General features: G+C 48.2%; 10 protein-coding genes. 6 read left to right on the forward strand and 4 right to left on the reverse strand.

Annotated elements, in window-relative coordinates; all coding sequences use genetic code 11:
* The first annotated feature begins 416 nt into the window (after positions 1-416).
* From J2X05_RS14090 to J2X05_RS14100, 3 genes are all read left to right on the forward strand, one after another.
* Positions 417-1,976: a cellulose binding domain-containing protein gene (locus tag J2X05_RS14090; protein ID WP_310073500.1), complete on the forward strand. Its 1,560-nt coding sequence runs from the start codon at positions 417-419 to the stop codon at positions 1,974-1,976.
* A gap of 197 nt (positions 1,977-2,173) precedes the next feature.
* Positions 2,174-2,497, forward strand: a complete 324-nt coding sequence (locus J2X05_RS14095) for a type 1 pili tip component (protein WP_310073501.1) — start codon at positions 2,174-2,176, stop codon at positions 2,495-2,497.
* 73 nt (positions 2,498-2,570) lie between these two features.
* Entirely contained in the window at positions 2,571-2,714 is a 144-nt protein-coding gene (locus J2X05_RS14100; protein ID WP_310073503.1) for a hypothetical protein, read from the forward strand.
* Positions 2,715-2,726: 12 nt separating this feature from the next.
* Here J2X05_RS14100 and J2X05_RS14105 read toward each other — a convergent pair whose 3' ends face one another.
* From J2X05_RS14105 to J2X05_RS14115, 3 genes are read right to left on the reverse strand one after another with little or no spacing between them, the layout of a single operon-like run.
* Positions 2,727-3,140, reverse strand: coding sequence for an ExbD/TolR family protein (locus tag J2X05_RS14105; protein ID WP_310073506.1), 414 nt, complete (start codon positions 3,138-3,140; stop codon positions 2,727-2,729).
* A gap of 3 nt (positions 3,141-3,143) precedes the next feature.
* On the reverse strand, positions 3,144-3,860 hold the full coding sequence (locus J2X05_RS14110) for a MotA/TolQ/ExbB proton channel family protein (protein WP_310073508.1): 717 nt from the start codon (positions 3,858-3,860) through the stop codon (positions 3,144-3,146).
* 54 nt (positions 3,861-3,914) lie between these two features.
* Positions 3,915-4,541: an energy transducer TonB gene (locus J2X05_RS14115; protein ID WP_310073511.1), complete on the reverse strand. Its 627-nt coding sequence runs from the start codon at positions 4,539-4,541 to the stop codon at positions 3,915-3,917.
* A gap of 207 nt (positions 4,542-4,748) precedes the next feature.
* Between J2X05_RS14115 and J2X05_RS14120 the strand changes: the two genes are divergently transcribed.
* On the forward strand, positions 4,749-6,041 hold the full coding sequence (locus J2X05_RS14120) for a hemolysin family protein (protein WP_310073513.1): 1,293 nt from the start codon (positions 4,749-4,751) through the stop codon (positions 6,039-6,041).
* Positions 6,042-6,171: 130 nt separating this feature from the next.
* Positions 6,172-7,920, forward strand: a complete 1,749-nt coding sequence (locus J2X05_RS14125; protein ID WP_310073515.1) for an alpha-amylase family glycosyl hydrolase — start codon at positions 6,172-6,174, stop codon at positions 7,918-7,920.
* A 52-nt stretch (positions 7,921-7,972) separates the two neighbouring features.
* Here J2X05_RS14125 and J2X05_RS14130 read toward each other — a convergent pair whose 3' ends face one another.
* The gene (locus J2X05_RS14130; protein ID WP_310073517.1) at positions 7,973-10,045 is read right to left on the reverse strand and encodes a S46 family peptidase; all 2,073 of its coding nucleotides are present in this window, start codon (positions 10,043-10,045) and stop codon (positions 7,973-7,975) included.
* Positions 10,046-10,220: 175 nt separating this feature from the next.
* Between J2X05_RS14130 and ggt the strand changes: the two genes are divergently transcribed.
* Positions 10,221-11,915 (forward strand): gamma-glutamyltransferase, encoded by a 1,695-nt coding sequence (gene ggt, locus J2X05_RS14135; protein WP_310073519.1) that lies wholly within the window; start codon positions 10,221-10,223, stop codon positions 11,913-11,915.
* Positions 11,916-11,954: the final 39 nt, after the last annotated feature.

Consider the following 11,954-nt stretch of genomic DNA (forward strand, 5'->3'; position numbering starts at 1 on the left):
ATAACGAGCTATATCGTTATGTCCCGGAGTTCCCGAGAATTTCAGGTTACTCTTGCGGATAAATATTCGTTGTGAGGAAAGAGCCTTGCGATTTGTGAAATATTCACACAGCGCACTTGTGAGCGCGTGTTGTCGCTATACGCGTGGATCACAAATCTGATGTTGAATTTACTGTCGCCGGTTATTTTGTTGTAGGCTTGGACATATTAAAAATAATGCTCTTCATATAATTAGATCGCGCGTTAAAAACTCTCTCCAATTGCATCAACCCTTTGATATCACGTGTTAATTTTTTGGCAGCAAAAATGACAGGGGATTGATTCGTATCATGACAGAAAATGCGTTGTGCATTGCCGCTTGGCTTTGCTGTTGTTTTCTGTCGTCTGAACAATTAATTTCTCGTGGAGGAATGATGTATGAAATTACATTCGGCGTGGATTCGACTTTTATTGATGAGTGGTTATGTGGCATTGGTGAGTTTATATGGCGCTATTGCACATGCAGCCAAATGTGAATACAAAATCGCAAATGAATGGGGTAGTGGATTTACCGCGACAATTCGCATTACTAATGACGGCACAGTACCCATTTCCAGTTGGGCGTTGAATTGGAATTATAGCGATGGCTCGCGCATTACCAGTAGCTGGAACGCAACGGTGACTGGCGCCAATCCTTATAGCGCTTCACCATTAAACTGGAATACTAATATTGCGGTGGGTTCCAATGTTGAATTCGGGGTACAGGGTACGAATGGTGGCAGCAAAGCGCAGGTGCCGATAATCGCGGGTGCTGTCTGCACTGGCGCTGTTGCTTCCAGCATTACACCGGCGAGCTCGAGTGCAAGATCCAGTTCGGTTTCCAGTGCGCGTTCATCCAGCATCAGTGCAAGTTTGCGTTCGTCGGCCAGTGTGAGCATTGCATCATCACTGCGCAGTTCGAGCCTTGCGTCTGCCGCAGGGCAAATGTGTAACTGGTATGGCAGTCTCACACCTTTGTGCGCCACTACCGCCAAGGGTTGGGGTTATGAAAATGGAAAGAGTTGTGTAGCAACAGCAACCTGCTCCGCACAACCAGCACCTTATGGCGTAGTGGGTGCTACATCCAGTGCGCGTTCTTCGGTGGTTTCATCGTCGAGTATGACCAGTCGCTCCAGCTCGTCGCGTTCATCTTTCCGCAGTTCTTCTTCCACGGCAATCACCAGCAGTTCGGCCAGCAGTATTCCACCTATTGTCGGCGGTTGTGATGGTTATGCAACGCGTTATTGGGATTGCTGCAAACCGCATTGTGGATGGTCAGGCAATGTTCCGACACTGGTTGCACCGCTGCAAAGTTGTGCGGCAAATAATACTCGCCTGAGTGATTTGACCTTGCCTAGCAGTTGCGATGGTGGCAATGCGCATATGTGCTGGGGTATGGCACCGTTTGCGGTGAGCGATACTTTGGCTTACGGTTTTGCCGCGACTTCCAGTGGCGATGTCTGTGGTCGCTGCTACCAATTGCAATTTACCGGCAGTTCGCACAATTCGCCGGGCGATCCTGGCTCGGCCGCTTTGGCCGGTAAAACCATGATCGTACAGGCGACTAATATTGGCTACGACGTGGGTGGCGGCCAATTCGATATTTTGGTGCCAGGTGGCGGAGTAGGAGCGTTTAATGCGTGTTCAGCGCAATGGGGCGTTTCCAATTCTGAATTAGGTGCGCAGTACGGTGGATTGCTGGCCGCGTGTAAACAAGAACTGGGTTATAACGCGAGCCTCGCGCAGTACAAATCTTGTTTAACCAATCGCTGTAACAGCGTGTTTGGTTCGCGCGGTTTGACGGAATTGCAGCGCGCTTGCACCTGGTATGCGGATTGGTTCCAGGCTGCTGATAATCCTGCACTTAAATACAAAGAGGTGGCGTGTCCTGCAGAATTAACCGCGCGTTCTGGAATGAATCGCAGTGCATTAAACGATATTAAAACCAGCTGTAATTGATGAGTAATGAAGTCAATTATTGATGGGTTCTGACATCATGTTGAAAAATCATGTTAGCGATAAGTGATTAAATAAAAAAACAATGTGTGCAGCGGCGCACATTGTTTTTCATCTGTCTGTCAGTAAACTCTGGTCTACACTTGCACTAGGAGATAAGTAATTTCTCCCTTTTCATCGACCTGTAAGAGGCTGCTGTTATGATGTTAAAAGAGCTTGTCGCCCAATGGGAATCCCATGCCCATGGTGTATTAACAAAAGACACTTATGCTGTTCACCTACTGGTGGAAGATGCAGCGAAAATTGATGCATTGGCAGAGATGTATCCCAAACGCACCAAAGAACAATTAATCAGTGAATTATTGTCGGCAGCGCTCGGGCAATTGGAAGCGAGCTTTCCTTATGTACAAGGGCCAACCGTTGTGGCGAGGGATGAGATGGATGATGCGATCTATGAAGATATAGGGCCAACACCGCGTTTTATGGCGCTAACTAAAAAATATCTTGCGCAACATAGACAATAACGTTGCCTGGCGCACACCCAAATCGCTTCCCGCTTCGTATACAGACCTGATCGTCTATTTTTACGGAGCCATGATGTCAAACAAACCTGTACCTACAGAAAGTGAATCGCCTGCACGCTTACCCTGCCGCGGCTGCCAACCCGGCTGTTCGAGCTACGCCACTTGCGACGGCAAGCCCTGGCGATTGGAGGCGCAACCAAAACCAGTTGCACATTAAAAAAGAACCCGGCTAGTTGCCGGGTTCAGTTACAAATCCTAGTTTTAAAATTCCTGCGCGCTGCACTGCGGCCATGGTCTTGATGACATGTTCGTAATCAACTGTCCTGTCGCCGCGGATATGCACTTCCGGTTGTGGTTGTTTGCCGGCTTCTGTGGCCAAGCGCGCATCCAGTTCTTCCATAGTGACTTGTGTTTCATTCCAGTAAATATTGCCATCGGCATTGACTGCAAGATTAACCGTCTCCGGTTTTAATTCATTGGGTGTGTTATCTGCGCGCGGCAAATCCACTTTTACCGAGTGGGTTAATACTGGCACAGTGATAATAAAAATAATCAACAATACCAACATCACATCCACCAAAGGCGTCATGTTGATTTCATTCATCACTTCTGTATCGTCGTCGAGTCCACCGCCGAAGGCCATGGCTTACACCTCTTTGCGTGGAGTGAGTTTGGTGATAATGCCTTTATTTTGCATTGGGCTGCCGGTAATAAAGTAGGCGTGCAATTGATGTGCAAAACGGTTGAGTTTGTTGAGCACACCTTTGTTGGCGCGCGTGAGGGCGTTGTAGCCGAGCACCGCTGGAATGGCGACGGCCAAACCAAACGCCGTCATGATCAGGGCTTCACCCACTGGCCCCGCGACTTTATCGATACTGGCTTGGCCGGAAATGCCGATACCCACCAATGCGTGATAAATGCCCCACACAGTACCGAACAAACCTACGAAAGGTGCTGTTGATCCCACTGATGCAAGAACCGCCAGGCCGCGCTGCAAACGCTCGGCACTTTCATCGATAGAGCCGCGCAAACAAGCCGTGAGCCATTCGGCTAATGGTAAGTGGCCGTGCAAGTCGTCCTTGTGATTGCTGTGGTGATCGAGCGCTGCCTGGCCCTCTTCGGCCAAATGGCGGAAGGGGGTAGAGCGATCTTCACCGAGTGTGCGCAAGCCTTCAGCAAAACTTTGTGCGTGCCAGAAATCATTCAAGCCCTGTGACGGGCGGCGCAACCGCCATAAACCCCAGGCGCGCACAACAATCACCCACCAGCTGGCGATGGACATAACCAACAAAATAATTGCGACGCCTTTGATCAACGCATCGCCCTGCTGCCAGATGGAAGCAATGCCGTAAGGTGAATCCATAAAAACCTCGCCTACTCAATAATGGAAAGTGTAAAAAAATAAAAAGTACAAAAATTAATTCAGATTGAACTCAACTGGCTGTTCATACCAAAAATCGATTTTCTTATCGCCTTGAGTCGCTGGTTGATAGCGCCAGTGCTTCACTGCTTTTACCGCCGTATCATCCAAACGTTTGAAACCGCTGGAGGTTTTTATTTTGATCTTGCCGACTGTGCCGTCCGCTTTGATCAATATCTCTAAAACAACTATGCCTTCCTCGCGCAAGCGACGCGATAAACTCGGGTAAACCGGTGCCGGATTGCTTAATTGGCCAGCGTCAGCGCGCGGTGGCAATACCGGTGCCGGAGCAGGTTCTGCCGGTTTCGGCTCCACTGGTTTTTCTACCGGCTGTGGTGGTTCTGGTTCAGCTGCTTTTACCGCGCGTTCCGATGGTGGGGCTTTGGGCGGTGGTTTGGGTACTGGTTTTGGTTCGGGCTTTTTTTCCGGCGGCGGAGGTGGTGGTTCCGGTTGTGGCGGCGGTGCCTCTTCCGGTTCTGCCATCACCAATACGCCCTGAATAGTGGGCATCACGATTTCAATGGGTTTTGGCGCGGAAGGCGATAACATTACCGCCGCCAAAACCCCGATATGAGCGCCTATAACGAGCAAAAAGGAAATTAATGAAGCATGTTTGGATTGCATCGGCGACTGCTGTGGGAGGTGATCGTGATTGTGAATAATAAGATGGCGCTAATGATAATATTTCTCATTGATTAAGGCAATCTAATCATGCGTGTCATCAGGAAAAGGGCAGATCGGTTATAACAATAGTGTGTGGGCTGGCATAGTTATTGGGTGCCGATGTTATACTCGGCCTCCCGCGCTTTTGCGCTCCATCAGTAGGACTCCATGGAAATCTTTGTATTGCTCGGCCTGATTATCCTCAACGGTCTGTTTGCGATGTCGGAAATTGCTATTGTCACCGCAAAAAAATCCCGTTTGATGGCACTTGCCGCCAAGGGAAATAGCTCGGCGGAAGTCGCACTGAAATTGGCCGAAGATCCCACCCAGTTTTTATCAACCGTGCAAATCGGTATTACCTCTATCGGCATTATGAACGGTATTTTTGGTGAATCGATTCTCGCCGAACCCTTCGCTTTGTGGTTACAAACTTTTGGTGTGCCAGTGAATTTTAGTGATAATTTCGCCACCATTCTGGTTGTTGTTGTCGTCACTTATCTATCAATTGTGGTGGGCGAATTGGTCCCTAAACGTATTGGTCAACTCAGTTCAGAGCGCATCGCCTGTTACGTTGCGAAGCCCATGCAACTGCTGGCGATCATCACCAAACCTTTTGTGTATTTTTTGTCGGGCTCGACCCTTGCGTTGATGCGCTTATTTGGCTTCCATCAAACCCAAAATTCACAAGTTACCCAGGAAGATATCCATGCAATCCTTGACGAAGGCTCCAGCTCAGGCGTGCTAGAGCAACAAGAACATGCGATGGTAAAAAACGTATTGCGCCTGGAAGCACGCAGCATTGTTTCATTAATGGTGCCGCGTTCGGATATTGTGTATTTGGATACCGCCTTACCGCTTGAAGAAAATTACCAGCGCGTTATGAAATCACCGCACTCGCGCTTTCCCGTTTGCACTAAACAAAGTGATAATTTAATCGGCGTGATTAATGCCAAAGAATTATTGGCCGAAGCCATCCGTGGCAGCACTGTTGATCTTGAATCCATGGCGCAGCCTTGCCATGTTGTTCCGGAATCATTAACCGGAATGGAGCTGTTGGAATTTTTCCGTTCATCGCATAGCCAAATGGTGTTTGTGGTTGATGAATATGGCGATCTCAAAGGCATAGTGACGCTGCAAGATTTATTGGAAGCACTCACCGGTGAATTTATTATGGGTGAGGGCGAAGACGCTTACATCATTCGCCGCGATGACGGCTCACTGTTATTGGATGGCATGCTCGCAATTATCGATTTGAAAGATTGCTTGCAGATTGATGAATTGCCTGGAGAGGGTGATTACGAAACTCTCAATGGTTTAATTATGTTACTGATGGGGCGTATGCCTGCCACCGGCGATAAGGTTGTGGTGCGGGATTGGCTATTGGAAATCGTTGATATGGACGGCCGCCGCATTGATAAAGTGCTCGCTTACAAATTAGATGATGAGGAGCTAACCGGCTAACTGATTGACGCTGCTCCGCATACGTATTCATACCTGTCCCTATCGGGTTCCGCTTGGCATAACTCTAGGCAATGGGCTTTACTAGTAAAGCCCATTCTTATAATTACGCGAATAGCCATGGAGCCCGCCCATGAAATCCCTGTTTACCCTGTTATTTACTCTGCTGTTTGTTGTTGGTTGCAGTGATTCCGGAACTGCGCCCGCATCGACCACTGGTTCGAATTCTTCTGCGAGTTCCACAGCAAATACTTCTACAGATTATTTATCACTAGCCATTAATGAAGAGCCGACGCATTGGTGGCACAGCACTATTTTTTATGAAATCTGGCCGCGTTCGTTTCAGGATTCCGACGGTGATGGCAGCGGTGATTTTAAGGGGATGACTGCCAAACTCGACTATTTGCAAGACTTGGGGGTGAAAGGTATTTGGCTTACACCAGTATTTGAAGCACCTTCTTACCACGGTTACGATTTTCAGGACTTTTATAACGTGGAGGCCGATTACGGCACCATGGCGGATTTTGAAAACTTTATCGCGCAAGCACATAAACGCAATATCAAAGTGATTTTGGATTTAGTACTCAACCACATCTCTGATAAACACGAGTGGTTTATTAAATCAGCTAATAAAGAGGCGGGTTATGCGGATTATTTTATCTGGCGCGACGAGCGCCCCGCGAGTGGTTGGGGGCAACCCTGGTCAGCTGAATCCAATCCTGCCGCAGTATGGCATTGGAATGAAACGCGCAAAGCATTTTATTACGGTGCATTTGGTAGCAGTCAACCGGATTTAAATCTCACTAAGCAAGTCGTTATTGATGAATTAAATAAACTCGCCAGTTTTTGGCTTGCCAAAGGTGTTGATGGTTTCCGTTTGGATGCAGTGCGTTATGCGGTGGAAGAGGGCGGTTACCCGTTGCAGGCTGATACCCAGGGTACTATCGATTATTGGACTATTTTTTCGCAGCATGTGAAATCAGTAAAACCGGATGCGATGTTAGTGGCAGAGGCTTGGGCCGATTTAAATACAATCGGAAAATATCGGAATCATGGCAAAGGATTGGATTCATCCTTTGATTTTGATTTTGGCACCGTGGTGATTGATCTGCTAAATCCAGAGGTAAAACAAACCGCCGACTTTGGCACCATGAGCGCGAAAAACCTGCAACGAAGCCGCGATGGTCTATGGGCGAATTTAGTTGCGCGCAAAGCAGCAGCGCCAATCCAGTATTTCTCACCTTTTTTAACCAATCATGATCAAACTCGCATTATGTACACGCTGGAAAACGATCTTGCCAAAGCGAAAATTGCCGCGAGTTTATTAATGACTACACCGGGGACTCTCTATCTTTATTACGGCGAAGAAATTGGTTTGTCGCAATACAAAACTGGCGACGACCAATATCGTCGCGCGATTATGCAGTGGAGTGATGAAGACAGCGCAGGATTTAATTCGACCGGCGCCTTTTGGCTAGACCAAGCAAAATGGTTCCCCTGGATGCAAAATCATCAGGGGTGGTGGGCTAATTATTGGCAAACATTAAAAGATACGGGCAAATCTGTCGCTGCCCAGGCGCAAGATCCGCACTCCTTGTTTAATCACTACAAGCGCCTGATTAAGGTGCGCAATGAAAACCCCGCGCTGCAATTGCCGCAAGAGGTTCGTTACTATCCGGTGGATAATAAAGACATATGGTTGGTGGAGAATATTTCGGCGGGTAAGAGTTTGTGGGTATTGATTAATTTGAGCTCGACGGCGGATGCGGAGTTTGTGGTGCCGGTGAATTTGCGCGGTGCGCGCATTGATCAAGTTACTGGAAAAGAAATAGAGTTGGGTGAGCGTGTTAGTTTGCCGGCGGCGGGGGTGATGATTTTTTAATGTTTGCAAGGTCATGCACAATTTCTTGTGCATGACCTTGCTAATAAAATAATTACTTCAGTTTTAATTCTTTCACAAGATGATCTGCTTTATAGACTTTTTTAAGTGCTTCGCTCATTGCGGCGGGATGTACGGATACTGCCCGGTTAACGGATTCATCAAAAAAGTAAGATCCACCCAGTGATTGGATGTTGCCATCAAAAATGAGTCCAACCAGTTCACCTTTTGCATTGATTAACGGGCTACCTGAATTACCGCCAATGATGTCGTTCGTGGAAACCTGATTGAAGCGCGTCTTTTTACTTAACTTCTTCTCTGCAGCTACCCATGTGTCGGCCAACTTGAATGGATCAAAGTCAGTGGCGCGATCAAACAATCCACCGAAGTCGGTGAAAGGTGTAATCGCTTTTCCTTTTTCTTCCCAGCCGCGAATGACACCATGCGATAAGCGCAGCGAAAAAGTTGCATCGGGATAAACCTGTGTTCCCTGATACGCAAAGCGCGCTTTGGCTAATTGATTGGCCGCAGCTTTTTGTATTGGCTCGATGTTTTGGTCATATTCCGTGCGGAACTTGCGTGCGTGCTCATCAATTAACCGGGCGAGTTTAATGGCAGGGTCATCGCTGTTTTTCACAGCATCGGCACCGCCGTCCCAAAGTTGTTTACGCACGGCAACGTCGCCCAGTTTGCTGTTGGAGACAATCTCGTTCGCCAGGGCTTCGGGCGATTGTTTGCCCAAAATACTTTTTACTACCGGGTTATCAACACCGAGTTTTTCGCGCAATTTGCTCAGTGACCAAGCCAACTTGGCGCGTTCAAAATCGGTATACAAAGGCACTTCGGCAAACAGACCAGCTTGTACTGCGGGTAAACTGGCATCAGCAAATTCGCGTAGGCGTTGCGCATCGGGTTTTGCTTTTTCGGCGGTGCCGCGCACCAATGTACGCGCCCAGTTTACTTGTTGCGACATAGCGCCAAAACCAATTTCCACCATGACGTAATCGATATACAGGTTGCGCCAGGCGATTTGGGTGTCGCTCAATGTTTTCCACGGGTCGCCATAAGTCGTTGCACGTGCAGAATCTCTGTTGACCCAATTGCGAAATGCGTTTTCCTGTTCGCGTTTTTGTTGCATAACACTGGGTGACAGGAGCGCCTGGAACATACCGGTGCGCGCTTTCAAACCATTTTCCACCATGGTCAATTCAGTTTGCGCAATGCGTGCGTTTTCTTCACTCTGCGTTGAGTATTGCAACAACAGTCCGCGATATTCTGATGCGAGCATCAAGCGAAAAGGCAACACCAGATCGCGTTGGGTTTCCAATTCAATCATGGTCAGTTGGCGTTGCGTGGAGCCGGGGTGGCCGAGGGTCATGACCAGTTCGCCTTCTTTGGCGCCTGTGGGGTTGATAGAAAACCAATCAGAATTGACGAGTGGTTTTCCTGCGCGGTCATAAACACGCAATAAACTCATGTCGAGGTTGTAACGCGGAAAATTAAAATTATCCGGGTCGCCACCAAAAAATCCTGCTGCATACTCCGGTGAAAATACCAGGCGCACATCCTGAAAACGTGCGTATTGATAAACATGGTATTGGCCACCGCCATAAAGTTCGACAATATCGCAACGGCGCTGGTCGCCAGTGTCACCCACACATTCTTTTTCAATCAGTGATTGCTCGGCTTTTTTTGCATCGCTAAATGCTTTACCGGACAAACCCGCGAGTGCTTTTTGCATGCGCGCAGTCACATCCTCGGTTTTTTCCAAGCGGTTCACTTCCATGCCCGGGCATTGTTTTTCTTCGCTGTGATTTTTGGCGAGAAAACCGTTATTAACCAGATCGTGTTTTTCACTCGATAAATCCTCTACGCAACCAATTACGCAGTGATGATTAGTGAGTACCAATCCTTGTGCCGATACAAACGAACCGGAGCAGCCACCCGCCAAACGCACCGCGCTGCGCATGGATTTATCCAGCCATGCTGATGTGGGTTTAAAACCATAGGTTTTTGCCAAATCATCATGCGGCAGATTGTCCAGAGTCCACATGCCTTCGGCGGCTAAAGTCGGCAAAGCAGCCAGTGTACTGCCGGCCAGTAGCAATGCCCTTGTGAGTAATCGCATAAATAAACTCCTGTTTGTTAATTTGAGTCTTTGATCATAATAGTGAAAATAGTGTATCGCAGTGTAGACCATGGTTAGCGGTAATATCTATGACCGGGTATTCAATGCCTATAGCCGAATCTTTCAACAGGTAATAGACTTCCTTCCCCCGTCGTATAGGAATTTGGTTGGTAATATGAAAATAGTATTTGCATTATGGGTTAGCCTACTAATTATTGGCTTTACTGGTCAGGTTTTGGCGGATGATGCCGCGAATAATTACGCGCTCGTGAGTTCCGACGGCAGGGCAGCCGTTGCTACGGTTAATCCTTATGCTACGCAAATTGCGATCGATGTGATCACGCGCGGCGGCAATGCGCTTGATGCTGCAATTGCAGCAGCTTTTGCCCTTGGTGTTGTCGATGGTCACAATTCTGGTATCGGCGGTGGTTGTTTTATTTTGGTTCGCATGGCTGACGGCCGAATTTTGGCGATAGACGGGCGCGAGATGGCGCCTGCTGCTGCAACACGCGACATGTTTGTTGTCGATGGCAAAGCTGATCCTGAATTGAGTCGCACAGGTGCGCTAGCTGCAGGTATTCCCGGTTCAGTTGCCGCATTGGATAAATTACAAAAGCTGGGTGGAAATTTAAAGTTTCGCGATGTTATTTTGCCCGCTGCGGATTTGGCGGAAAAAGGCTTTTCCATTTCGCCGGCATTGGCTGAGCGCATCGCAGCAACGAAGGATAATTTGGCAAAATTTCCTGCCAGTGCAGCGATTTATTTGGATAAAAATAATAAACCATTTCCAGCATTTTCATCGCTGCAACAAAAAGATTTGGCGGCGACTTATCGCGCAATAGCAAAACAGGGGCCGGATTATTTTTATCGAGGTGATTTTGCAAAAAAAACCGGGCGTTGGATGGCTGCTAACGGCGGGCTTATTACCCATAAGGATTTTGCTAACTATCAAGTGAAAATGCGCAAACCCATCGTATCTGAATTCGCGGGTTATACACTGTATGGTTTTCCCCCACCGAGTTCTGGCGGTGTTCACGTCGCACAAATTCTAAATATTCTTGCGCAGTTTGATTTGGATAAATTAGCGCCTGCTGAGCGTTACCATTTAATTGCCGAGGCGATGAAGTTTGCATTTGCCGATCGCGCCCATTGGTTGGGCGACAGTGATTTTACCAGGGTGCCAATGAGCCTCGCCGATAAACGCTACGCACAAACCATCGCCCAAAAAATCAGCCTGGAAAAAACCACGGCCGATATTGCGCACGGCAACCCCGATGTGGATATCCAACATTTAATGAACAAACACACCACTCACATCGCCGCTGCAGATATGGATGGCAATTGGGTGGCGATCACGTCCACGGTCAACACCAGCTTTGGTAGCAAAGTTGTTATTCCGGGAACCGGGGTGGTGTTAAATAACCAGATGGATGATTTTTCGGCGCAGGTCGGTGCGGCTAACGCATTTGGTTTGGTGGGTTCCGATGCAAACGCGATTGCCGCACGCAAACGGCCATTATCCAGCATGAGCCCGACACTGGTATTTAAAAATGGTGAGCCGGTAATGGCGCTCGGTGCAGCAGGTGGCCCGACGATTATTTCGCAAGTGGTACAAACATTATTGTACGCACTTAATGATTCAATGCCGGTAGAAAAGGCCATGGCACAGCCACGTATTCATCAGCAGTGGAATCCGAATCTACTGTTTGTGGAAGCGGCTATGCCAATTGACATCCAGCATGCACTGCAGAAAAAAGGCCATGACCTGAAAATTTGGCCGACGATGGGAGCATCGCAGGCGATTCAACTGCGCGATGGAAAATTGGTGCCCGTTGCAGAGCCGCGAGTGATTTTGCAAAACGCACAATAATTTTTCGCTTTCATTTTAATGAGAAGCGGTGGGGAAATG

The organism is Cellvibrio fibrivorans (assembly GCF_031457055.1).
Classification (GTDB): domain Bacteria; phylum Pseudomonadota; class Gammaproteobacteria; order Pseudomonadales; family Cellvibrionaceae; genus Cellvibrio; species Cellvibrio fibrivorans.